At 55.5% G+C, this 24,092-nt stretch carries 18 protein-coding genes; 11 read left to right on the top strand and 7 right to left on the bottom strand.

The window, feature by feature from the left end; translation table 11 throughout:
* Window positions 1-9 precede the first annotated feature (9 nt).
* The 6 genes from FHW66_RS04835 (at window position 10) to FHW66_RS04860 (ending at window position 7,018) form a co-directional block, all read left to right on the top strand.
* The gene (locus FHW66_RS04835; protein WP_183378558.1) at window positions 10-2,103 is read left to right on the top strand and encodes a M3 family metallopeptidase; all 2,094 of its coding nucleotides are present in this window, start codon (window positions 10-12) and stop codon (window positions 2,101-2,103) included.
* A gap of 90 nt (window positions 2,104-2,193) precedes the next feature.
* The gene (locus FHW66_RS04840) at window positions 2,194-2,613 is read left to right on the top strand and encodes a DNA polymerase III subunit chi (protein ID WP_183378559.1); all 420 of its coding nucleotides are present in this window, start codon (window positions 2,194-2,196) and stop codon (window positions 2,611-2,613) included.
* Window positions 2,614-2,623: 10 nt separating this feature from the next.
* On the top strand, window positions 2,624-3,007 hold the full coding sequence (locus tag FHW66_RS04845) for a hypothetical protein (protein WP_183378560.1): 384 nt from the start codon (window positions 2,624-2,626) through the stop codon (window positions 3,005-3,007).
* Window positions 3,008-3,115: 108 nt separating this feature from the next.
* Entirely contained in the window at window positions 3,116-4,426 is a 1,311-nt protein-coding gene (locus FHW66_RS04850) for a D-amino acid dehydrogenase (protein ID WP_183378561.1), read from the top strand.
* Window positions 4,427-4,721: 295 nt separating this feature from the next.
* The gene (lpxO, locus tag FHW66_RS04855; protein ID WP_183378562.1) at window positions 4,722-5,621 is read left to right on the top strand and encodes a lipid A hydroxylase LpxO; all 900 of its coding nucleotides are present in this window, start codon (window positions 4,722-4,724) and stop codon (window positions 5,619-5,621) included.
* Window positions 5,622-5,980: 359 nt separating this feature from the next.
* Window positions 5,981-7,018, top strand: coding sequence for a GGDEF domain-containing protein (locus tag FHW66_RS04860; protein WP_183378563.1), 1,038 nt, complete (start codon window positions 5,981-5,983; stop codon window positions 7,016-7,018).
* Window positions 7,019-7,080: 62 nt separating this feature from the next.
* Here FHW66_RS04860 and FHW66_RS04865 read toward each other — a convergent pair whose 3' ends face one another.
* Complete coding sequence (locus tag FHW66_RS04865) at window positions 7,081-7,719, bottom strand: DedA family protein (RefSeq protein WP_183378564.1); 639 nt, start codon at window positions 7,717-7,719, stop codon at window positions 7,081-7,083.
* A 258-nt stretch (window positions 7,720-7,977) separates the two neighbouring features.
* Here FHW66_RS04865 and FHW66_RS04870 point away from each other — a divergent pair, with 258 nt between their 5' ends.
* Together FHW66_RS04870 and FHW66_RS04875 are read left to right on the top strand one after the other, a co-directional pair.
* Window positions 7,978-8,265 (top strand): hypothetical protein, encoded by a 288-nt coding sequence (locus FHW66_RS04870; protein WP_183378565.1) that lies wholly within the window; start codon window positions 7,978-7,980, stop codon window positions 8,263-8,265.
* Window positions 8,266-8,436: 171 nt separating this feature from the next.
* Complete coding sequence (locus tag FHW66_RS04875) at window positions 8,437-9,429, top strand: thymidylate synthase (RefSeq protein WP_183378566.1); 993 nt, start codon at window positions 8,437-8,439, stop codon at window positions 9,427-9,429.
* Between the two features lie 18 nt (window positions 9,430-9,447).
* Here the strand turns inward: FHW66_RS04875 and FHW66_RS04880 are convergent, their stop codons facing one another.
* The 4 genes from FHW66_RS04880 to FHW66_RS04895 form a co-directional block, all read right to left on the bottom strand.
* Window positions 9,448-10,872 carry an efflux transporter outer membrane subunit gene (locus FHW66_RS04880; protein ID WP_183378567.1) on the bottom strand — a complete coding sequence of 475 codons (1,425 nt, stop codon included), beginning with the start codon at window positions 10,870-10,872 and terminating at the stop codon, window positions 9,448-9,450.
* Between the two features lie 90 nt (window positions 10,873-10,962).
* Window positions 10,963-12,153 carry an efflux RND transporter periplasmic adaptor subunit gene (locus tag FHW66_RS04885; protein ID WP_183378568.1) on the bottom strand — a complete coding sequence of 397 codons (1,191 nt, stop codon included), beginning with the start codon at window positions 12,151-12,153 and terminating at the stop codon, window positions 10,963-10,965.
* Window positions 12,150-14,738 (bottom strand): glucans biosynthesis glucosyltransferase MdoH, encoded by a 2,589-nt coding sequence (mdoH, locus tag FHW66_RS04890; protein WP_183378569.1) that lies wholly within the window; start codon window positions 14,736-14,738, stop codon window positions 12,150-12,152. Before mdoH ends, FHW66_RS04885 begins: the two co-directional genes overlap by 4 nt.
* Window positions 14,711-16,270, bottom strand: coding sequence for a glucan biosynthesis protein G (locus FHW66_RS04895; protein ID WP_183378672.1), 1,560 nt, complete (start codon window positions 16,268-16,270; stop codon window positions 14,711-14,713). Before FHW66_RS04895 ends, mdoH begins: the two co-directional genes overlap by 28 nt.
* 433 nt (window positions 16,271-16,703) lie before the next feature.
* On the opposite strand from FHW66_RS04895, the gene FHW66_RS04900 reads away from it, so the two are divergent.
* From FHW66_RS04900 to FHW66_RS04910, 3 genes are all read left to right on the top strand, one after another.
* Entirely contained in the window at window positions 16,704-17,207 is a 504-nt protein-coding gene (locus FHW66_RS04900; RefSeq protein ID WP_183378570.1) for a dihydrofolate reductase, read from the top strand.
* Window positions 17,208-17,429: 222 nt separating this feature from the next.
* A complete protein-coding gene (locus tag FHW66_RS04905) occupies window positions 17,430-19,694 on the top strand; it encodes an arginine/lysine/ornithine decarboxylase (RefSeq protein ID WP_183378571.1) in 2,265 nt (754 codons plus the stop codon).
* Window positions 19,695-19,778: 84 nt separating this feature from the next.
* Window positions 19,779-22,946, top strand: a complete 3,168-nt coding sequence (locus FHW66_RS04910; protein WP_183378572.1) for a hypothetical protein — start codon at window positions 19,779-19,781, stop codon at window positions 22,944-22,946.
* 11 nt (window positions 22,947-22,957) lie between these two features.
* Here the strand turns inward: FHW66_RS04910 and FHW66_RS04915 are convergent, their stop codons facing one another.
* A complete protein-coding gene (locus FHW66_RS04915; protein WP_183378573.1) occupies window positions 22,958-23,482 on the bottom strand; it encodes a chromate transporter in 525 nt (174 codons plus the stop codon).
* A complete protein-coding gene (locus tag FHW66_RS04920) occupies window positions 23,479-24,069 on the bottom strand; it encodes a chromate transporter (RefSeq protein WP_183378574.1) in 591 nt (196 codons plus the stop codon). The genes FHW66_RS04915 and FHW66_RS04920 overlap by 4 nt, the downstream gene beginning before the upstream one ends.
* Window positions 24,070-24,092 lie beyond the last annotated feature (23 nt).

A 24,092-nucleotide genomic window follows, 5' to 3' on the forward strand; every position in this document is an offset into this window, starting at 1 on the left:
GGAACCTTTATGACCACCACCGCAGATACCGCAATGCCCCTGAATTCGCCCAATCCTCTGCTGGACTTCTCCGGCCTGGCCCAGTTTGCTGCGATCAAACCCGAGCACGTCACGCCGGCCCTCGATACCCTGCTGGCCAAGGCTGAGAGGTTAATCAAGGAATTGGAATCACCGACAGCGACTGTCAGTTGGGCCAGTTTTGTCGAACCGCTGGAAAATGCCACCGAGCAACTCGGGCGTGCATGGAGCATTGTCGGGCATCTCAATTCGGTGGTGGATACACCTGAACTACGCGCTACTTACAACGAAAACCAGCCACGTCTGGTCGAGTTCTGGACGGCGCTGGGTCAGAATCTGGCGCTGTTCGAAAAATACAAGGCACTGCAAACCGGCAGCGAATACGCCTCGCTGTCAGCGGCACGCAAGAAGGTAATCGATAACGCGGTGCGTGACTTCCGCCTCTCAGGTGCAGAACTGCCTGACGAGAAGAAAGTGCGTTTTGCAGAAATTCAGGAAAAAATGGCGGCACTGACGACCCGTTTTTCTGAAAACATCCTTGACGCCACCAACGATTACGGCCTGTTCGTCACCGACGAAGCAACGCTGTCTGGCCTGCCCGACGACGTGCTGCAGGCCGCCCGTGCTGCGGCCGAAAAGGATGGCAAGCCAGGTTACAAGTTCACGCTGCACTTCCCATCCTACTTTCCGATCCTGCAATACGCCGATAACCGCGCCCTGCGCGAACAGATCTATCGCGCCAATGTGACCAAGGCTTCGGAGCTGGGCGTCAAGCCGGAATGGGACAATACCGCCAACATGCAGGAGATCCTGCAACTGCGCCATGAAGAAGCCGTCATGCTGGGCTTCGAGAACTTTGCGGAACTGTCGCTGGTGCCCAAAATGGCGCAATCACCACAGGAAGTCATCGCCTTCCTCGAAGATCTGGGTCAACGCGCCCGCTCCTACGGCGTCAAGGATTGGGATGAACTGCGGACCTTCGCCCGTGAACAACTGGGCCTGGACGACCTGCAGTCGTGGGACATGACTTACGCAGCCGAAAAACTGCGCGAGCAACGCTATGCCTTCTCGGAACAGGAAGTAAAGCAATACTTCCCGGAGCCGAAGGTGATTGAAGGCCTGTTCCAGGTGATTCAGCGTCTGTTCAACGTCAACATTGCCCCAGACAGCGCGCCGGTCTGGCATCCCGATGTCAAATTCTTCCGCATCGAACGTGACGGCAAGCTGATCGGCCAGTTCTACCTCGATCTGTATGCCCGCAACGGCAAGCGTGGTGGCGCCTGGATGGACGATGCACGCGCCCGCCGCATGACCAGCCATGGCGTACAGACGCCGATTGCCTATCTGGTATGCAACTTCAGCGAACCTGCGATCGTCGATGGCGTGCGTAAGCCTGCCTTGTTCACCCATGATGAAGTAATCACGCTGTTCCACGAGGCCGGTCACGGCTTGCACCACATGCTCACGCAAGTTGACGAAGTCGGCGTCTCCGGTATCTCCGGCGTGGAGTGGGATGCGGTCGAATTGCCTTCGCAATTCATGGAAAATTTCTGCTGGGAATGGGAGGTTGTACAACACATGACTGCGCATGCCGATACCGGCGCGCCGCTGCCACGCGCCTTGTTCGACAAGATGATCGCTGCCAAGAACTTCCAGTCGGGCTTGCAGATGCTGCGTCAGATCGAGATGTCGCTGTTTGACATGCATATTCATTACGACTACGACGCAGCCAGCGGGGCCGGTGTGCAAAGCGTCCTGGAACGGGTACGGGATCAGATTGCCGTGATCCGTCCACCTGCCTTCAATCGCTTCCCGCATTCGTTCAGCCATATCTTTGCTGGTGGCTATGCCGCTGGCTACTATAGCTACAAATGGGCAGAAGTGCTGTCGGCGGACGCCTATAGTGCTTTTGAAGAAGCTGCTGCAGCTGGCGACAACGTCATTTCGATTGCTACCGGATTACGCTTCCAGCAAGAGATTCTGGCAGTTGGCGGTTCACGTCCGGCCATCGAATCGTTCAAGGCCTTCCGTGGTCGCGAACCGCGCATCGATGCCTTGCTCCGGCATAGCGGCATGGCGGCCTGAATTACGCTCGTCAGTTAGTTTGTTGCACTGCGCTCCTGCCCGACAGGAATGCAGTGCAACAATCGCCCCGCATTTGTCTATACTTGCACCATGACTCGCATCGACTTCCACAGCAATGTCCCCAATAAACTAGCCTACGCCTGCAGGCTGGTACGCAAGGCGCACGCCGCACAATGCAAGATTGTGGTGCTGACCAGCCAGCGCAACGAGCTAACGCAACTCGATCAATTGCTCTGGAGCTTCTCAGAGCAGGATTTTCTGCCGCATGTCCACGCCACGGATCCGCTGGCACCGCAAACACCGATCATCCTGACCGACGATGAGCAAGTCGAGCTGCCACACCACCATGTACTGATCAACCTGTCCGGTCAGCAACCGCAGCATTTTGCGCGCTTCGAGCGTATGTTCGAAATCATCTCGTCGGACGACACCGACAAGGCTGCCGGGCGCGATCGTTATCGTTTCTACAAGGAACGCGGCTATCCCCTGAGCCACTTCGTCGCCGATTGAACGTGCCATCATGGATAACTCCACGTACCAGAACATTCCACTACTGACCGATGTCATTGCCGTCGCACCGGCGACAGGCAGTGCCGCGTTAAATGGTGTGGTAACTGCCCCCATTGCTGCGCCCAGCAGTGAGCAACTAGAGCATCTCCGTCAGGAAGTATTCGAGAACGTCATGCAGGCCGTACTACGAGAAGTCGATCAAGTCTTGCATCAGCATCTGCAGGATCAACTGGCAGTGGTGCTCGACAACATGGCCGACATCCTCAAGACACGCGTGCGAGCCAGCATGGAGCAAGCACTGGTAGCGACGGTGGAACAAGCACTTGCAGAGGAAATGGCGAAGATTGCAAATGCAAAAAAAATAAGTGAAGTACCAAATTATTTTCATTTTTAAACACAAAGCAGGAATTAGTATTTAAAAATACAAATAAAACGGGCTTGATTGCTTACCCAAAAAATCAGTTAATTCTTACAATGCTGGTCATTGATTAAGGAGATTGTGATGAAGAAGGTCATCGTATTGGGATCAGGCATTATCGGCACCGCCTCGGCGTGGTTTTTGAAGCGTGAAGGTTACGACGTGACGGTGATCGACCGTCAACCAGGTGCAGCCCAGGAGACCAGCTTCGCCAACGGCTGTCAGATTTCTGTGTCGCATGCCGAACCCTGGGCTAACCCATCTGCCCCCTTAAAAGTACTGAAATGGCTGGGCAAGGAAGACGCACCGCTGCTCTATCGCTTCCGCCCTGAATGGCTGCAATGGAAGTGGGCCGTCAACTTCCTGCGCGAATGTACTCCTGCCCGCACCGATGCCAACATCCGCCAGATCGTCGCACTATGCGAATACAGCCGTGAGACACTGGTTAATCTGCGCGCGGAAACCAATATTCAGTACGACCACCTGACGCGCGGCATCCTGCATTTTTATACCGAAGAAAAAGAATTCGAACTGTCACTGCCAGCCGCCAAGCTCATGCGTGATCTGGGTTGCCCACGGGAATCGATCAGCGCTGACGAAGTCGTCAAGATTGAGCCCGCACTTGCCAGCATCCGCAACAAGATTGTAGGCGGTGACTTTACCGCCACCGACGAGTCCGGTGACGTCTACAAACTGACCACAGGTTTGGCAAAGAAGGCCGAAGAAGCTGGCGTTGACTTCCAGTTCAATACCACTATCACCCGCTTGCTGACCGAAGGCACTGGCGCTGCTGCCAAGATTACCGGTGTGGAAGTCATCGATGGCGAAGGCCGTCACAAAACCCTGCGCGCCGATGCGTTCGTGGTCGCTATGGGTAGCTTCTCGGAAGCGCTGCTGCGTCCACTGGGCATCAACCTCCTGTTGTATCCGGGCAAGGGCTATTCGGCAACCTACAAGGTGACCAACCCGGATGCCGCACCGAGCGTGTCGTTGACCGACGACGGCTACAAACTGGTGGTATCGCGCCTAGGTGACCGTTTGCGTGTGGCAGGTACCTGCGAATTGAACGGCTACACCCGTGAACTCAACAATACCCGCTGCGAAGCCATTACCCGCCGCACCCGTGAACTGTTTCCAGATGGTTGCGACTATGACAATCCGACCTACTGGACTGGCTTGCGTCCGCTGACGCCATCCAATATCCCGTATGTTGGCAAAACAAAGTTCAGCAACCTGTTCCTCAATACCGGTCACGGCACACTCGGCTGGACCATGGGTTGCGGCTCAGGACGTGCAATTGCAGAGATCATCGCAGGACGTCAGCCAGAAATCGACTTCGGCTTTACCGGTATGCCGCGTCAGGCGCCGCGCAAGCTGCAAATCCAACCCGCCTGAGACTGAGCGAGGCAAGCTGCAGGCAACTGCAGGTGCCTGGAAGCGCCAAAGCGGCCCTACACCTCCGTGTGGGGCCGCTTTGTTTTTCCACCTCCACTTGATCTACCTCACTCTTGGTCATCGACCGCTTGGTGTAAAATCGAGCGCATGAATGGATAATTTTGTCAAATCAACAACAAAATTACTATCGTACTGACAGCACGGCCGAATCAACAACGCCGATGTCAGCCGCGGGGAATTAATCATGATGGCCACTAACAGGGGGCTCTGGTGCCATCGACTTGAGGATATTGCAATGAAGTGGGTCGTCGTCGGTCTTTATATTTTTTCGATTTTATTTATCCATTTCCGGGGTAAGGTCAGGCTGCCCTTCCTGCGCCAGTTCTTCGATCACTCCTCGATCATGGCGCCTATCAACCTGTTCATCTATACGTTTTCCCGCGTGCCGGCAGTGCCCTATCCGGCGGTCAGTGAATTCGAAAACCTGCATCTGCTGGACGACAACTGGGAAACCATCAAGGAAGAAGCCGTCAATCTGCGCAATATTTCGAAGATCAAGGCTGCCGAGAAAAACGACGATGCCGGTTTCAACTCCTTCTTCAAGGCAGGCTGGAAGCGCTTCTATCTGAAGTGGTACAACGCCAGCCATCCTTCGGCTGAACAGTTTTGCCCGAAAACGGTGGAACTGCTACGTCAGATTCCTTGCGTCAAGGCGGCCATGTTTGCCGAGCTGGCACCTGGCGGCACGCTCAATCCGCATCGCGACCCCTACGCCGGTTCACTACGTTACCACCTGGGGCTGGTCACTCCGAATGATGATCGTTGCTTTATCGATGTCGATGGTCAGCGCTACAGCTGGCGCGACGGCAAAAGCGTCGTGTTCGATGAAACCTTTATTCATACCGCCCACAATGGCACCGACAGCAATCGCATCATCCTGTTTTGCGATGTCGAACGGCCTTTGCGATACCGTTGGGCAGAGGCATTCAATCAATGGTTTGGACGCTCCATCATGACTGCCGCCAGTTCGCCCAATGAAACTGGCGACCAGACCGGACGAATCAACAAGCTGTTCCGCTTTGTCTGGCTGGCCGGTCAATATCGCCGTCGCTTCAAGAACTGGAACCGCACTGTATACCGAATCACAAAGTTTGCGCTCATCATTGGCGTTGCTCTGGCGATCATTTATTGGTAATCAGACTGCTAGGCTGACGATACAGTAATAAAAAAAGGGTACCTCAAGGTACCCTTTTAAATTTATGGCTAATGACCGCCACCACCGTATTACGCCGCTGCATCCCTCTCTTAATTGGCGTAATAACATCGTAAATTGATAAAAAATTTCCACAAGGAAATCAAAGCGACTTATTCCATCCAAATTTACAGAAAGGCATTAGCTGATCACGAAGTGACCGTGTAGAATCGGTCAGTTAAGTTGCCTGATCAATGGTGTGATTCTTGCATAGAGTCCTGATGCATTATGTGAATGGTCAAGCATCCTTTCGAGTACCACCATACATAGAATAATGTGCTCATGCAGGAGTAGACATCCCGATGATGAAACAGCTTCTAAATAATCTGGCCGACATTACAGCGCACCGTGAACACACGCGTCTGGAACGTTCCGTTATTTCCGCTCTGCATGAGTTGACGCTCGTCAGTCAGGTCCGTGTGCTGGAGATCTTCTCTCTGCGCGAGGAACTGTTCGTCCAGGAGAAAATCCTGTTTCGGGACGGACAACTGTGTGAACCCATCGAACATCATCACGATGACGCCAAAGAACCGCTGAGTCAATATCCGGCGATCCAGACCTGTATCCGTGAACACAAATCGGCCCACAATGACATGGTTGGCACCGAGCACGTCTTATGGCTGCCCGTGTGGCTCCATGGAAAAATCAATACCTGCCTCGAAATCACCAATACCAAACCCTTTGATGATGCCGCCCTGGAAATCATCGGTGGCATCTTCAAGGTCTATTGCAATTACAAGAGTCTGCTTGATTACAGCGAACGCGATGCGCTGACCGGCTTATTCAATCGCAAGACCTTTGATGACCAGTTCTCCCGTAATGCGCTCTCGATCGCGCCAAACGAATCCCACCATCTCGACTCCAATGAACGACGCCATCACGAGAACATTAAGGCGCACTGGCTGGCTGTAGTGGACATCGATCACTTCAAGCAGGTCAATGACCAGTTTGGCCACTTATACGGTGATGAAGTCTTGATTCTGATGGCGAACATCTTGCGCGCGTCGTTTCGCTCGCAGGACCGGATTTTCCGCTTCGGCGGTGAAGAGTTCGTGATTCTGCTACGCTCGACCACATTTGATGACGCTAATCGGATTTTCGATCGCTTCCGTCAAAACGTCGAAAATTATCAGTTCCCGCAGGTAGGCAAGGTCACAGTGAGCCTGGGCTTCGTGGGTATTTCGCACGAAACACCGGTGGTGATTCTAGGGCATGCCGATCAGGCGCTCTACCACGCCAAAAAGAATGGCCGCAACCGTATCTGCTTCTATGACGACCTGGTCACCTCAGGCGTCTTGAGTTCTGAAATCTCGACCAACGATACGGTCGAATTCTTCTAGTCCGGCTTCGCCCTATCGATTTCGCCAGCCTGCATCATGTCAGGCTGGCAATGTTGCGCGATTCAGCCAGCCTTGCGCTGGCGCAGGAACTGGATAATTCCCGGCAAAAACGAAATCACCACAATCGCCACAATCAGCAGACTGAGGTTTTGTCTGATCACAGGCAGGTTGCCAAAGAAATAACCGGCATAGGTAAAACTTGCCACCCACAACACACCACCAATCACGTTGTAAGTAAAGAAGCGCGGATAGGTCATCGCACCGACACCGGCAATGAACGGGGCAAAGGTGCGCACAATCGGTGCGAAGCGCGCAATGATAATGGTCCGGCCACCATGACGCTCATAGAAGGCATGCGTGCGCTCCAGATACTCACGCTTGAAAATCCTTGAATTCTCTCGCTCAAACACCTTAATACCGAGAAATTTGCCAATCTGATAATTGGTACTATCGCCAAGGATGGCGGCCACAATCAGCGTCACCGCCATCAGATGTACATTGAATGCGCCAGTGGCCGCAATGGCACCGGTCACGAACAGCATCGAATCACCGGGCAGAATCGGCGTGACGACCAGACCGGTTTCCGCAAAAATGATCAGGAACAAAATCAGAAACAACCATGGACCATAGGCCACGGCCAGTTCAGTCAGATGGCGATCGATATGAATGATGAAGTCGACCAGAAACAGAATGAAATCCATGGCGGTGAGGAGGTAATAGAAATAATGAAAAAGACAGACAATATAGAAAAACCATACTGATGCAACCCGGCTGCGCGCATTGTACCAATCAAGGGCGCCCCCACAGCAATCGACCTGAACTGCCGCACAAATAATTGCTGAGCAGACAAAGGCAGGCCACTTAACAATCCATAAACTTACATTTCTTTACAAATTGCCATCTCAACGTCTCGCTCAGACTGTCGATATTGCTAGTACAGCGTCTTGAAGGAGAACAGCATGGCAAGCAAATCGACAACCGGGAAAGTCGGCTTCCACCTGAATCTGCGATTGATTGCAGGTCTGTCAACGGCATTGCTGTTTTTGTTGCTCGTGTTTGCCAGCCACTACCAGTTCGGACTGGAAGAGGTAGAAGAGCATACCGGCGTGCTGGAAATGATGGCCGCCGCAATTCCTTTACTGAGCCTGTTGCTGGCAGCAGTTTTCAGTGTCAACCCCAAAAAACGTCGCCAGACACGTCACCGAACGCAATCAGCAAGCTCGCGGACCGCGCCGGTACAACACTAAGCAAACCACCTCATCCTCCGCATCCCCCTCTTGCACCGGGTCACAACGTGACCCGGCACTGTCTTGTGCTCCCTTCGACATCAACACACGGACAAAAAAGCTGCATGGCCGGTATACTTGTACGACTATTTCTGGCCGCCCTGGCGCCCTCCATTTCAGCATTCAAACACTATGAAACAGTATCTCCAGCTGGTGCAAGACATCTTCGACAACGGTGCGTGGCAAAACAACCGCACCGGCATCCGCACCCGCAGCATTCCCGGCGCAATGATGAAATTTGACCTGCAGCAAGGTTTCCCGGCGGTCACAACCAAAAAACTGGCCTTCAAATCGGCGATTGGTGAACTCGTCGGCTTTTTGCGCGGCTATCGCAATGCGAGTGACTTCAATGCGCTCGGCTGCAAGGTCTGGGATCAGAATGCTAATGAAAACAAGCAATGGCTGGCCAATCCCTATCGACTGCAAGAGGGGGATCTGGGCTCGGTCTATGGGGTGCAATGGCGGCAATGGCCTGCTTACAAGGTGATTGATCTGGGCTTGCCACAAAGTAGCGCCCAGATTGCCGATGCACTGGCACGCGGCTATACCCATATCGGCGAAGTCGCCGCTAATCCGGACACCGGCAAAGGTGCCAGTGCCTTGCTCTACAAAGCGGTAGACCAGTTGCGTCAGTGTCTCGATACCATCATCAACGATCCCGGCAACCGCAGAATTCTGTTTCATGGCTGGAACTGGGCGCAACTCGAAGAAATGGCACTGCCACCGTGCCACCTGCTATATCAGTTTCTGGTCAACGCTGAACAACGCGAGATTTCATTGTGCCTCTACATTCGCAGCAACGACGTCGGTCTGGGCACCCCTTTCAACCTGACTGAAGGTGCCGCCCTGCTGCATCTGGTCGGCAGACTCACCGGCTATACGCCGCGCTGGTTCACCTACTTCATCGGCGATGCGCACATCTATGAAAACCACGTCGACATGTTGCAGGAACAGCTCAAACGGGAGCCTTTTCCTGCTCCCCGGCTGATTCTTTCAGACCGTATTCCTGACTACGCAAAAACCGGGAAGTACGAACCAGAGTGGCTCGAAAAGGTAGAACCGGGAGATTTTGTGCTTGAGGGCTATCAGCATCACGCGCCCCTCACCGCCCCCATGGCGGTATAGATAAACCGGTGGTCAACGTTAGCTTTGGCCACCGTAAAGCATCTGCAACAGGTCATCCTTCCAGCCACCGCCGAGCGCCTTGTACAGGGACACGGTGGCTTGCAGGCGTTGCAGCTTGATCTGACCCAGCTGGTCCTGTGCTTCCGACAGGCTACGCTGCGTATCCAGCACCGTCGTCAAATCCTCAGCCCCAACCCGATAGCGAATTTCTGAGAGATCAAACGCGTAACGGGCCTGATCCACTTCCTGCTTCTTGAGCCGATAACGCTCTTCCAGACTGCGAATGGCACCCAGTGACTTTTCCACTTCCGACAACGCACCGATCACAGTAGAGCGATATACCTCAAGCAACTCCTGCTTTTGTGCGATGGCCAGATCGCGCTGACTGCTCAACAACCCGGCGTCGAAAATCGGCGTAGTAATCGATGCCCCCAGATTGAGGAGCAGATTGCTACCATTGAACAACGACAGCAAGGCATTGCTTTGCGCACCGGTAGCACCAGTCAGGCGAATGCTCGGAAACAGTGCCGCCCGCGCTGCTGCCACATTGGCATTGGCCGCCACCAGCTTGGCTTCGGCACGGCGAATATCCGGACGACGTGTCAGCAACTCGGAAGGCAAGCCAGGCTTAATCTGCGGCATGTTAATTGCAACCAACCCTTTCTCGCTGACGGAAAAATATTGCGGTGGTCGTCCCAGCAGGATTGCCAATGCGGTCTGTGCGTCACGCTCCTGCTGCATCAAATCGGGAATCACCGCCTGCAATCGTGCCACCGTCGCACGCTGACGCGCCAGATCGAGCGACGAAGCGGCGCCAGCACGACTTTGCGCTTCCACCAGTCGCAACAAGCGTTGTGCATTGCTGACGTTCTGCTGCGCAATACCAAGACGATCCCTCAGCGACAACACCTGCAGGAAGGTCGAAACAATCCCGCTGGTCACCGTCAAGGCAACGGTTTCACGGTCATACAGATTAGCGCGAAGTGACGCTTCAGCAGCCGCCAGCCCAGCCCTGTTCTTACCCCAGAAATCGATTTCGTAGTTAACTTCCAGCACCGCACTCGTGGTGGTGGCAGCTGAACCACCACTGACCAACGGCGCACGATTGCCGATGGTAGTCGCATCAATCTCCGGCAACAATGGTGCACCAGCAATACGTGCATTGGCCTCGGCCTGACGGACCCGGGATACCGCTGCTGCGATTTCAAAATTATTACGTTGCCCCTCGTCGACCAGCGCCGTCAACTCCGCGCTGCCAAACTGCCGCCACCAATCCACATCCAGTGGGAGCGGCTTATCACCGTCAGCATCACTTTGTATGTCTGCATGGGATTTGGCTGTGGCGACCGATGGATCGCTCCACTGATGCGGTACTTCAGGCTTTTGAACCGGCTCTATCGCCACGGGAGCGATATTGCAGGCGGACAGCAGCAATGGCAGCATGATTATTGCTGTGAATGGCGATCTCAGGGGGCGATGCATTATCTTCATTGAAAAGCTGTCAAAATTCGGCTCCAACTGGCACACACAGACTCATCGCACTGTGGTGCCATCCGGCACAACCACCTGCTCACCGTCGCTTAAGCCATTGAGGACCTGAGCCCGTTCGCCATTGTGAATCCCGATGCGCACACTACGGATCTGCAGCTTGCCATCGACCTGCAGCACTTGCAGCGTTTGCAACCCCTTACGGTCGGGCTTGACCACCAGCGCCGCAGGGATCGTGATCGCATGCTCCGCCCGCTCCAGCACGAAAAAGACATCGGCCGTCATGCCTGCCATCAATTCACGGCTAGGGTTGGAGACGTCAAATAATACCGTGTAGTAAGCCTTCTTGCCCTGCTTGCCGCTGTCCTCGGTTGGCAACGGCATGATCTGACGCAGCTTGCCCAGCCACTGCTTGCCGGGATAACCGGGTGTGGTGAAGTAGGCCAGCATGCCCTTGCGCAAGCGCGTCACATCCTCCTCCGCCACGCGCGCCTGCACACTCATTCTGCTCAGATCAGCAATGCGCATGAGCACATCCTGATTGGCCGACAGGGTCTGCCCCACACGTGCCGACAATGCCACGACGGTACCACTCATCGGTGCCTGTACCTTGGTCTGTTTTTGTATCGCGTCGTCTTCCTTCATGGCGACTTCGAGCTGCTGGATCTGGGCATTGATCGCATCCACCTTGGCTTGCGCTGAGTACATGCCCATGCGTGTCGACTCATAGGTCTCTTCGCGGGTAGCGTTCTCCGCCTTGAGCTGACTTTGGCGCTGAAACTGCAACTGCGCAAAATCGAGCTGGGCATTCTGTCCCGCTAGCTCCGCCTTGAGTCTGGCCAGCTGGGCGCGATTGTTTTCAATCCGGCCCGTCGGAATCACCGGAGAAATTGCCACCAGTAATTTCCCCTCTTTCACAACGTCGCCAATCCCCACGAAAACATCCGAAATCTGCCCTGTCACTTTGGCCCCGACATCGACATAATTCAGCATCACCACATTACCAACGGCATTGACGACCTGTTCGATATCCCCACGCTCGGCACGCACGGTTTCCAGTCGCGGCGGCGGTACTTGGTGATGGCTGCGGGCGTAGGCAATCCAGCCAGCTGCCAGCAGCAGCACCAGCAAAGTTACAGTCGCTACACGCGCATAACGCCACAACGTGCGCCGATGCTCATCAAGATGCAGCGGCGGCGCGGTCACCGATTCAGTCACTGGATTGTCGCTGTTCATACTGTTTGCCTGACTTTTGCCATCCACATGGAGTGCCGCACTGGCTGCGACCAGACCGCCAGATGCAACGCCGATAACAGCCGCGGATCATCAAGCAGCATGTGCTTCTGCTTCGCAGTCAAAACTTCGGGGCCACGTCGCAAGGCTTGCAGCACCAAGGCATTACCAGCATGAAGGCTCTGCTCAGGCTGGCGCGCATGGGCATGACCAACCGCGCAAACCAGAGCATTGACAGCCGGATCCACCACCGCATCCACAAAATCCGGCAAGGCTCGGCCATCGCTGGCAGCATTGACGTAGGTCACGGTATCGCGCAGTTCGCGTGGTGCATCAACCTCTTCCGGAATGGTGAATAAACCACGTTGACGCAACCCGCGTCCCAGGGAGACCCGACTCGATAGCACCGACAACGGTATCGACAAGGTCAGTGAGCCCGCAATCGGTAGCAACCACCAGACGAAGGAAGGATCGAGCCAATACACCAACGCGCCCCAGCTCAGCCCCAACACGGTATGCCAGCCGTGACGACGGAACGCCTGGTCCCAACCGGTTTCATTGTCGGCGCGCGGTGGCGACTTCCAGCCAACCGCCCAGCCCAGAAATGCCCCCAGCACGAAGCGGGTATGAAACAACATGCGCACCGGTGCCAGCATCATCGAGAACAGCAATTCGATCAGCATGCTTACACTCAGCTTGAGCGCACCACCGTAATCGCGTGCACCCTTGACGATGATCAGAAACACGCTCAGGATCTTCGGCAAAAACAGGATCGATGCAGTTGCCGATACCAGAGCCAACGCCTTCTCGGGATGCCATTCCGGCCAGATCGGAAACAGCTGGCGCGGTGTCACGAAATACTGCGGATCAATCAGTGTATGGCTTGCCAGCAATAAGGTGGACAACGCCAGAAACAACGCCCAAAGCGGTGCCGACAGATAAGCCATGACACCAGTGACAAACACCGCCCGATGCACGGCATGCATACCGCGCGCCAAAAACAGGCGGAAATTCATCAGGTTGCCCTGACACCAGCGACGATCACGACTGAGCTCATCGAGCAGGTTCGGTGGCATTTCCTCATAGCTGCCGTCGAGATCGTAAGCAATCCAGACCGACCAGCCGGCACGTCGCATCAGCGAGGCTTCCACGAAATCGTGCGACAGAATCGGGCCGGACAGATTGCCCTCGCCCGGCAACGGTGCCAGCGCACAATGCTGCATGAACGGCGCCAGCCGGATAATCGCGTTATGCCCCCAATAATGGGACTCGCCCAGTTGCCAGAAATGCAGACCGGCAGTGAACAAAGGGCCATAGACCCGGGTCGAGAACTGCTGAATCCGCGCATACAGGGTATCGCGACCAGCGGCCCTGGGAGCGGTCTGGATGATACCTGCCCCCGGATGTGCTTCCATCAGCCGTACCAGCGTCGACAGGCACTGACCACTCATCACGCTGTCGGCATCGAGCACCAGCATGTAGCGGTACTTAGCGCCCCAGCGTCGGCAAAAGTCATCGATGTTGCCGCTTTTGCGTTTGACGCGACGACGTCGGTGACGGTAAAAGATCCGGCCAAAGCCATCCACTTCCTTGCACAGCTGCGCCCATGCCTGCACTTCGGCCACACAGATATCAGCGTCACCGCTGTCGCTGAGCACAAAAAAGTCGAATCGATCCAGATCACCATGGCGCTTTACCGATTCATAGGTGGCACGCAATCCGGCAAAGACCCGTGCCACATCCTCGTTGCAGATCGGCATCACAATCGCCGTCCTTGCTTCCGGAGAAATCCATTTCGGGCCGGCAGCTTCATGCGATATCAGATACGGATCATCGCCGCGTAACAGCACCAGAAAGCCAGTCATGGCAGTCCAGAAACCGGCAGACACCCAGCAGAAAAGAATCGCGAACAGGCCCAGCACCAGCATTTCCAGCGGTTTGGTACCGTGATAAGGCAAGACATCACTCATGAAGTAAGTCGCCATCACCGTCTGCAGCAGCATCAACACCAGCAGCACCAAACGTCGCACATTACCGCTGTGTTGCCAGTAACCCAGCGGATCAGGTGCATCCGATTGCAGGCTGTCTTCCACAAATTGCGGTTCCTTCGGCCGGATACCACGACGCCGCGCGGCACGCTGCTCAAACCGGCGCGTGGCTTCTTCGACCCAGCGCGACAAAGGATTGAGCGTGCCCCAGGGACGCGGCACCATGGAACGCCGTTGCAACGGCGGCGCGACTTTCAGATGATCGCCCTGCACTGGCCCCGCGGCTTCGCCCAATGCGTTGCCAGTCACCGCCTGTTCGGCTGCACCAGGGAAACAGAACTCCAGACGCCCGGCCACGGAGGCTGCCGCCGGATCGGCTTCCTGCGCACGACCTGCCGCGATTGCACGTCGCGCAATGGCGTCATGCAAGCTGGTCATACGCTCAGTGAATTGATGGGGAGCATCAACCTTCGGCTGCCCGGCCACGGCCAGCAGCTGCGCGCGTTCCTGCGCGGACAGCGGCAAATGGTCCAGATAACGCGCAAGCTGCTGCGCAGCGTCGTCGACCGACCTCAGTTGGGGGGTAATATGTAGCTCCACGTTTCAGACAAGGTTGTGCTGGTCCCCTGCACGGTATTCCTGAGGAATCCACGCAGCTCGACCGGCTTGTTTTCTTCATTGCGGCGCAGTTTCAACTCGATGCGCCAGCCACCGGTCACTTCATTGCGCCGAACATTGGCACTGAGTACCTTACCGTTGGCATCACTCTCCACGCTGGCATCGACATTGCTGCCGGCGGGAAGCTTCTTCAGTGCCGGGCCATCAAAATCAATCGCCATCTCGATCGCATCGTCGGACTTGGTGCGATAAGCATGTCCGACACGCGTCTGCGCGACCCAGGCCAGAGGTGGCTTTCTTTCATTATCCTTTTGCCAGTACATGCGGTATTCCACGTTCAGCGGTTGACCTGGCTTGGGCATCACATTCGGCATCCAGTAGGCGACGATATTGTCGTTGGTCTCGTCCGGCGTCGGAATCTGCACCAGCTCCACCTGGCCTGCGCCCCACTTGCCGCGCGGTTCGACCCAGGCACTCGGACGTGCTTCATAGTGGTAATTCATATCCTCATAGCTGGAGAAATTCCGGTCCCGTTGCATCAGACCAAAGCCAAGCGGATTGGTCAGCGCAAACGAAGTCACCAGCAAACGCTTCGGGTTCACCAGTGGCCGCCAGATCCACTCACCGGTACCGGACTGGATCGACAGGCCATCCGAATCATGCACCTCTGGGCGGAAGTCATCGGCGGGCCCCTTCTGGTTCTCGCCAAAGTAGAACATGCTGGTCAATGGTGCCAATCCCAGCTTGGTCACATTGGCGCGCAGATACAGTTGCGCCTTCACATCGATGACGGTATCGGTCCCGGGGCGTAGCACGAAACGGTAAGCGCCGGTCGCGCGCGGCGAATCCAGCAGCGCATACACCGTCAGTTCCTTATCGCCGGCCTTGGGGCGCTCCAGCCAGAACTCGGTGAAGCGCGGAAACTCCTCGCCCGAGTACAGTGCCGTATCAATCGCCAGGCCACGTGCCGAAAGGCCGTAGCCCTGACCATGTCCCATTGCCCGGAAATAACTCGCGCCCTGGAAGGTCAGCACATCATCCTTGACCTTGGGCGAATTGACCGGAAAGCGAATCCGGAACCCGGCAAAACCGAGGTTACGTAAGCGCCGTGGATCAAGATGCGTCTGGCTGTAATCGAAGTAAGCAGAATTGAACCCGATTTCACGCACCGCGCCGCCACTGAGCTCATTGATCCGCACCGGCTCGACATAGCCGCCGCCGGGATGCACGAAGGTCAGTTCAAAGGGCAGCTTCTCGGCGCGCCAATAAGAACGTTCCATCCTGAAATGCAACTGGTTGAGCTGGTCGTCGCTCAGCTCGCGTAATTCCTTCGGCAATTTATTGCCCGGTTTCTTGTAGGACTTGCTGGCCAGAGCCTTGGCACGGGCAGCGACATCGTTGAAGTCAAATGCCACTGCTGACTGCACATAAAGCAGTGCAGCGACAGCGGTCGACAACACCACCAACAAGCGTTTTGCCGAACCTACAATGTGCGCTTGCCTGCGCGATTGCATTGGAGATATTGACTCAAGCGCAAGGGACGAGCTGGTATCGGCGTTGTGCTTGCCATACCGATGGGAGGTTAAAAACATTGAATTTCCGTCTGACATGCAGTTTTTCTTGTTCGACGTGACCCTAGCGGCAGTCGAGAATGACGCTAGTTTACCTAATGTTGCGTGACTTGTTACAAGAGTTCGACATGGACTCGCAGTTTGATTTCTGTCAGCCATGCCATCATTGATATTGCCTTTTTGCATCATTGCCAAAATGACATCGCGATGCCGCCGCTGCAGGACGAATGCGGAGTAGTTTAGGGACGTATGTCCTGCATAAAGTTCCGCGCATGCGCGGCGGCGCCCATAACTCCTGTAACATGGCGGCCTCGCTTACAGCAAGCAGTGACGCGCGGCACCACGCTCATTTTCGCCACTCTTATTATTTACTGGCATGTCCAACACAAGCACTCCCTCCGGCGCCCTGTGCGTCATCGTCGCCACCGACAGCGCTGGCGGCATTGGCATCAACAACACCCTGCCCTGGCGACTGCCCGAGGATCTGGCGCACTTCAAGCGCACGACCTCCGGTCATCCAATCATCATGGGCCGAAAAACCTTTGATTCGATTGGGCGTCCGTTACCGAACCGACGCAACATTGTTGTCACCCGTAATCTAGACTGGTCGCATCCCGGAGCAGAAAGCGTATTATCGCTAGAAGCGGCGGCCCAGCTGGTAGCAGGCAGCGATGCCTATATCATCGGTGGCGCCCAGATTTACGCGCAGGCGTTGCCTCTGGCACAACGCCTGATCGTGACTGAAATCAACCGGCGCTTTGATTGCGATGCGTTTTTCCCGGCAATCGACCCACAACAATGGCAAGCCGTTGCCCGTGAATCCCATCATGACGCCACGCAGGATTTGAACTACGCGTTTGTGACATACCAAAGACGCTGAAAACCGATTGCCATTTTTGTTGTTTTTTACCGGACTTCGGTAATAACGGGGTGATTTTTCACCCCAAGTTTTCGCAATTTCTGCGAAAATTCGCTTTCTTTTTTTCGGACAGGGTCGCCTGCGATCCTGCCCAGCCTCAGAGCGCGTAAGCTTTTCGCCCAGGCGCAGTGTCAACTGAATGCATCCAACCGCAAACCACGGTGCGTTCTACCTGGAGAACCTATGAAATTCCGTTTCCCTATCGTCATCATCGACGAAGATTTCCGCTCAGAGAACACTTCCGGTCTCGGCATCCGCGCACTGGCCGATGCGATTCAAGAAGAAGGCATGGAAGTGCTGGGCGTGACCAGCTACGGCGACCTGTCGCAGTTTGCCCAGCAACAGTCACGAGCATCCGCCTTCATCCTGTCGATTGACGATGAAGAGTTCGGTGCCGGCTCCTCCGAAGAGACCGACTTCGCGCTGAAATCACTGCGCGCCTTCGTCGGAGAAATCCGCCACAAGAACGCGGATATCCCAATCTATCTGTATGGAGAAACCCGCACCTCGCGCGATATCCCCAACGACATCCTGCGCGAGCTGCATGGCTTCATCCACATGTTTGAAGACACGCCGGAGTTTGTGGCACGCCACATCATCCGCGAAGCCAAGTCCTATCTGGACGGTCTGGCACCACCGTTTTTCCGTGCACTGGTGCATTACGCGCAAGATGGTTCCTACTCCTGGCACTGCCCCGGCCACTCGGGCGGCGTGGCATTCCTGAAGTCACCCATCGGTCAGATGTTCCACCAGTTCTTTGGTGAAAACATGCTGCGCGCCGACGTCTGCAATGCCGTGGAAGAACTCGGCCAGCTGCTCGACCACACCGGTCCGGTCGCCAATTCGGAACGCAATGCCGCACGTATCTTCAATGCCGACCACTGCTACTTCGTCACCAACGGCACCTCTACTTCCAACAAGATGGTGTGGCACTCCACGGTTGCCCCCGGCGACATCGTGGTGGTTGACCGCAACTGCCACAAATCGATTCTGCACTCGATCATCATGACAGGCGCGATTCCCGTGTTCCTGATGCCGACCCGCAATCACCTCGGCATCATCGGCCCGATCCCGCTCGAAGAATTCACCATGGAGAGCATTCACAAGAAGATCGAAGCCAACCCGTTTGCCCGTGAAGCCAAGAACAAGAAGCCGCGTATCCTGACCATCACGCAATCGACCTACGATGGCGTGATCTACAACGTCGAAACCCTGAAACAAATGCTCGACGGTGAAATCGACACCCTGCACTTCGATGAAGCCTGGTTACCGCATGCCACCTTCCATGATTTCTACAAGGACATGCATGCCATTGGCAAGGATCGTCCACGCGCCAAGAAGTCGATGATTTTCTCGACCCAGTCGACCCACAAGTTGCTGGCTGGCCTGTCACAGGCATCGCAGATTCTGGTACGCGAATCGGAAACAGTGCAGCTCGACCAGGATGCCTTCAACGAAGCCTTCCTGATGCACACCTCAACCTCGCCGCAATATTCGATCATCGCCTCCTGCGATGTCGCCGCCGCCATGATGGAAGCGCCGGGTGGTACTGCACTGGTGGAAGAAAGCATTCTCGAAGCGCTGGATTTCCGTCGCGCCATGAAGAAAATCGATCAGGAATTTGGTCAGGACTGGTGGTTCCAGGTCTGGGGTCCAGACAGCTTCTCCGCCGATGGTATCGGCGAGCGCGAAGACTGGGTCATCAAGGCGGAAGACGACTGGCACGGCTTCGGCAATCTGGCACCGGGCTTCAATATGCTGGACCCGATCAAGGCCACCATCGTCAACCCAGGCTTGTCGCTGGATGGCAAGTTCGGCGAGACCGGTATCCCGGCATCGATCGTGACCAAGTATCTGGCGGAACATGGCGTGATCGTCGAAAAATGCGGTCTGTATTCCTTCTTCATCATGTTCACCATTGGCATCACCAAGGGCCGCTGGAATACCCTGGTGACCGCTTTGCAGCAGTTCAAAGACGACTATGACAAGAACCAGCCGATCTGGCGCATCCTGCCCGAGTTTGCTGCTGCCAACCAAGGCCGCAATGCACGCTACGAGCGCCTTGGTCTGCGCGATCTGTGCCAGCAAATTCACGAGACTTACCGCGCCTACGACGTCGCCCGTCTGACGACAGAAATGTATCTGTCTGACATGCAACCAGCGATGAAACCGTCGGACGCCTTCTCCAAGATGGCGCACCGTGAAATTGACCGGGTACCGCTCGATGAACTCGAAGGCCGCGTTACCTCGATCCTGTTGACGCCATACCCACCGGGCATCCCGCTGCTGATCCCGGGTGAGCGCTTCAACAAGACCATCGTTGATTACCTGCGTTTTGCGCGTGATTTCAATGAGAAATTCCCTGGCTTTGAAACCGACGTCCATGGTCTGGTCAAGCGTGAAGTTGATGGCCGCAAGGATTACTTCGTTGACTGCGTAAGACAATAAGGCAAACACGCATAACGCCCTGACAGACATCTCAGTGCTGCAAGCAGAAACGCCGCTGCCGGTTCACCAACAGCGGCGTTTTTCATGCGCTATCGTGATGTCGGCAATGCGCCGGTGATGACCGGTATAACGTCGATTGTCAGCCATCCCGGCGCGCAACAATCGCAAACAGCACCACCGCTTCTGACATCATCACTGACACATTTCACTGGCATGGTCAACTGTGTGCGCGGAGTCTGCCAGCGCTGGCAGACAGCCGCAACCGGGCCGGTGCATGCGGACTGGATCAAGCACCTGCCAGCGCATGAGCGACGCATCGCAAGATCACTGAATGCCCTGACGCAGCAAGCGCCAACCCAGACTCTCGGGCCAGCATTACCGGCATCGGCCAATGCCTTGCTGGCAATTGCCGGGCTCGGTGCGAACGCCGCGCACTCCGCCCAGCAAGACACCATCATGGCAACACATTTGTTTGAGCAACAGCTACAACAGTTACCCACCACGCCACCGCTGGTATATCGCTCTCAACTGATTCAGCAGATCATCGATACCCAGCTTGAGTCGCCACAAACAGTGCCAGTGCAATCGATGACGATGCAACAAGACCGCCAGGCATCGCTGATCAGACTTGCCCTGCCAGCTCCGGACTACAACATGCTCGAAGCGCTCATGCTGGCCTATGCCGACAGTCAGCTCAGCGCGCTCGGGCTGCCAGAAGATTTACTGGCAGCTGACTATCTTTATCAGTACACCGTTACAGACGCGCAGGGAACACAAAGCCATATGGACATGGCGACACTTACCGAGATTCTAGCCATGCAATCCGGTGCTCCCCACGTTCTGATTGCGCAGCGAGAGCAGGTCAATATTCGCTGGCCTGCAGCGATTACCGCAGCCCGGCAAACAGAGATCGTAACGGGTATGCAACGCGTCAAACAATTTTGGCAGCGCCTCAACCAGGCGCAGCTGCTCGGTGAAGTCAGTCAAGTGCTAACACAGCAGATGCCAGACTTCCATGTACAAATGCAAGCCTTGATCGAGGCACTCTGCAAGACGCACTGCCTCTTGCACTGCGCACTGTCCCAACAATTTCAATTCACCTACACAGTGCGGGCGGCCAACATGCATCATCAACATGTCGCCAATATGCTGCATCCCGTCACCACGCAGACGTTTACGGCAGCAAATATCCTCCTCGGCCAGCAACGCAAATGGCGCTCACAATATGCGGTCTACAACCAGGAGACGCTCGTTGACAGCCGACATGACGATGCATCGTCCTCCATCAAAAAATATGTCCATAGCCTGCAGCAAGTTCAGGCCCAAAGCATCTTCAGCGATGGGCTGGAACGACTCAGGAGGAACAGGGATGTCAAGGCGCTCTATCAGGAATATGCCAGACTCGTCATCGCCCAGCTCCCCAAACACCACCAGCACGCTTTTCAGTTCAGCGACACGCCCTGGATACTGATCTACCCCGAGCGCGACCCTACTGCCAGAGATCGCCACTGGGCGAGTCATCACAACAGTCCTGACTATCTCGAACTCGATGGCTGGCACCACCGTCGTCTACCTGACTTTGCACTGGTCAAACTGTGTGCCATCCCCTTTCATCTGGTGTCGCTGATGACTGGAAAAATCTATCACTTTGCCTCCTTCGCAGCGATGCTGCAGGAGCGTAACAATGTACCTGCACTGGCAGAAGAGTTCAGCAGACATTTTTTGCTTGATCATGAGGGCGACGTGAGCAACAGCGCACTCAGAGATGCGGTTGGACTCAGTGAGCGCTATGGACAGATCATAGACTGGCAAATCAGGCAAATCGATCAGATGATCGTCTCGCATACGGAAGCGACTATGTTCATGCTCGCCAACAGGATTGCCGACTCGGCATTTATCCTCGCCTTGCCGTCGCTGGCACTGGGGCCAACTGGCGGATTGACGATGGCAGCACTACTTGCAGCAGGCCCTCCCCTGATGCGCGCCGCTGCCAGCGACAGTCGCATTGAGCAGGAATCCTATCTCCTCGATGCTGCCTTTGCGCTGGCACTCGAAGCCACTGGCAACACCGCTGAAAAAGTCCTCCTGAAGGCGCTCAAAATCGGGATAAAAAAGATCTATACCCGATCTCTCGATACACTCCGTCTCCCCCGGAAACAGCTTCACGATTCGCAGCGCATGATCGAAAAACTCGGGCAGAAATTTGATCTGGTCTGTCCAAGCAGACGTAAACGTAGTGACGACAGCACCCTATGCCGCGTCGGGCGACGACCACTATCCACCCGCTCACGAGGTGCCAGACGATTCGACAGCAGCGTTTCCTGGATCAACAGTGCCAGCCGATTTCTGTTCCAGCTGCCATCGATGCGCAACCTCTTCATCGGGCGAATCCGCCGCACGATCATCAATGACATCAAGCCGCTAGGGCTACTCAAGCTGCGTAACACACAAGCGGTCATTGGCGACCCTGCCTATGCAGAGCAAATAGCCATCGCAGCACATGCCTATTTTGGCCAGGCGTTCTCGGTAGACGATTTTCTCAAAAGGCTACATGCACTGGAGTCAGCATTTGAGCGACTACTGCCCGACAACATCCGCATCCTGGATCACGCCAGTGAGGCAACGAGTTTTATCGCGGAGATTGATATTCAGCAGTATCACACTGGCAGCAAAAGGGTCAAATTTCTGAGTATCAGCAAGAACAACTATCAGGCCTATTACACCCACATGGGGAAAAGCAAGAACGCCATCGCCGATCTGCTGATCCACGAGTTGTCGCATGGTGCACTCAACACCATGGATTTCATTTATGTCGGCAGTCGCCAATACCAGAATGGTGCCGTCAATGTGTTCGAACTGATCAATCTCAGCCACCGGCATTTACACGTCCGGCAACGCCAATACATCAGCGCACTGGCAGGTGCCGACCTACCCGGTCTGGCCGGAAGCTCAACCGATTTCGGCGGTATGGCCGGACTACATAACGCTGACTCGGTGACGCAATTCATCTCGCTGCTATCCAAGGCGAAAACGGATCCTCCCAGCTTCACGCGTGAACTCGCAATACTGGAGCAGGCTGGCGTGCAATCGCGGCAATTTCAACAACGGGTGGAACAGGAAGTACTGCTCAGTCGCGCCCGACGCAGCCGCGCATGGCATTGGCATATCAGTCCGGAGCGGTTCAGCAACTACTTATTGGTAATCAGTGGCGAAGAGATTGCCCTGTATATCGGCGTACCACCGACGGCATGACGCGCCGTCTATCAACCAAGCAGCAGCAATCCGGCAAGCGCACCGCCGAACAACAGCCAGAGCGGGTGCAATTTGGTTCTCAGTGATAGCACCGCCGTAGCTGCTGTTATCGCCGCAAGCAAACCATTGCTGATGGAAGCATGCGCAATCAGCGCCGCACTAGCCGCGACCAGACCCGCCGTCACCGGCATCAAACCAGCCTGCACATGACGCCGCCAGGGTTTGTCTTTGAAGCGATCCCAGACATGTAGCATGGCAATCGTCACCAGCGATGAAGGGCCGAATTTCGCCAATGAGGTCACCAGCATCCCGTAAAAACCCGCCACGTGCCAGCCCACCAAAGTGACAATCATCAGATTCGGGCCCGGCGCTGCCTGCCCCAGCGCAAACAGGGCACTGAAATCCTCGGCCGTCATCCAGTGATGCACCTCCACCACCTGACGCTGCATCTCCGGCAGGATGGTGTTGCCACCACCAAAGGCCAGCAGGGATAATTGTGAAAATATCGATGCCAGCGATAACAAGGTATCGTTCATTTTTCATCTCCTTGCGCTTCCTCTTTGGCACTCACCTTGGCCGTCAGGAAGATGCTGATCGGCGTCATCACCAGCATGGTCCACACCAAAGGAATACGCAGCACTGCAATCGCCACAAAACAGGCTGCAGCCAGTGTGGCCAATACAAAATTATTGCGCAAAGGCAGCGCAATCTTGACCGCCATCTGAATCAGCAAGCCCGCCGCTGCTGCCGCCAGTCCGGCAAACAAATGCTTGATATGCGGATCAGACTGATAGTGCTGATACAGAATCCCCAGCAAAATGACTACCACCGACGGCACCGCGATGAGCCCGAGGATCGACGCCAGCGCCCCGCGTACACCGCGAAACCGCATCCCCAGCGCAACCGACAGATTGATGATATTGCCTCCCGGAAGGAACTGGCACAGGCCTAGCAGCTCGACGAACTCTTCCTTGTCCAGCCAACCGTGGCGCTCGACGATCATGCGGTGCGCCAAAGGCAAGGCTCCGCCAAAGGCAGTCATGCCAAGGCCCAGAAAGCCCAGAAAAAGTTGTCGGCAAGTCGGTATTGCCTTAACGGGGGAGGAATCGTTGATGGTTTGCATGATGGTGGGCCTTGTTCGCAACG

Origin of the sequence: Herbaspirillum sp. Sphag64, assembly GCF_014192645.1 — a bacterium.
Taxonomy (GTDB): Bacteria; Pseudomonadota; Gammaproteobacteria; order Burkholderiales; family Burkholderiaceae_D; genus Herbaspirillum.

Coding starts and splice junctions, on each gene's coding strand:
- FHW66_RS04845 (WP_183378560.1), top strand. CDS start 2,624: ATGGATAACTCCACGTACCAGAACATTCCACTACTGACCGATGTCATT.
- FHW66_RS04835 (WP_183378558.1), top strand. CDS start 10: ATGACCACCACCGCAGATACCGCAATGCCCCTGAATTCGCCCAATCCT.
- FHW66_RS04895 (WP_183378672.1), bottom strand. CDS start 16,270: ATGCAATCGCGCAGGCAAGCGCACATTGTAGGTTCGGCAAAACGCTTG.
- FHW66_RS04850 (WP_183378561.1), top strand. CDS start 3,116: ATGAAGAAGGTCATCGTATTGGGATCAGGCATTATCGGCACCGCCTCG.
- FHW66_RS04910 (WP_183378572.1), top strand. CDS start 19,779: ATGCGCTATCGTGATGTCGGCAATGCGCCGGTGATGACCGGTATAACG.
- FHW66_RS04870 (WP_183378565.1), top strand. CDS start 7,978: ATGGCAAGCAAATCGACAACCGGGAAAGTCGGCTTCCACCTGAATCTG.
- FHW66_RS04905 (WP_183378571.1), top strand. CDS start 17,430: ATGAAATTCCGTTTCCCTATCGTCATCATCGACGAAGATTTCCGCTCA.
- FHW66_RS04865 (WP_183378564.1), bottom strand. CDS start 7,719: ATGGATTTCATTCTGTTTCTGGTCGACTTCATCATTCATATCGATCGC.
- FHW66_RS04875 (WP_183378566.1), top strand. CDS start 8,437: ATGAAACAGTATCTCCAGCTGGTGCAAGACATCTTCGACAACGGTGCG.
- FHW66_RS04900 (WP_183378570.1), top strand. CDS start 16,704: ATGTCCAACACAAGCACTCCCTCCGGCGCCCTGTGCGTCATCGTCGCC.
- FHW66_RS04885 (WP_183378568.1), bottom strand. CDS start 12,153: ATGAACAGCGACAATCCAGTGACTGAATCGGTGACCGCGCCGCCGCTG.
- lpxO (WP_183378562.1), top strand. CDS start 4,722: ATGAAGTGGGTCGTCGTCGGTCTTTATATTTTTTCGATTTTATTTATC.
- FHW66_RS04880 (WP_183378567.1), bottom strand. CDS start 10,872: ATGCTGCCATTGCTGCTGTCCGCCTGCAATATCGCTCCCGTGGCGATA.
- FHW66_RS04920 (WP_183378574.1), bottom strand. CDS start 24,069: ATGCAAACCATCAACGATTCCTCCCCCGTTAAGGCAATACCGACTTGC.
- FHW66_RS04915 (WP_183378573.1), bottom strand. CDS start 23,482: ATGAACGATACCTTGTTATCGCTGGCATCGATATTTTCACAATTATCC.
- FHW66_RS04840 (WP_183378559.1), top strand. CDS start 2,194: ATGACTCGCATCGACTTCCACAGCAATGTCCCCAATAAACTAGCCTAC.
- FHW66_RS04860 (WP_183378563.1), top strand. CDS start 5,981: ATGATGAAACAGCTTCTAAATAATCTGGCCGACATTACAGCGCACCGT.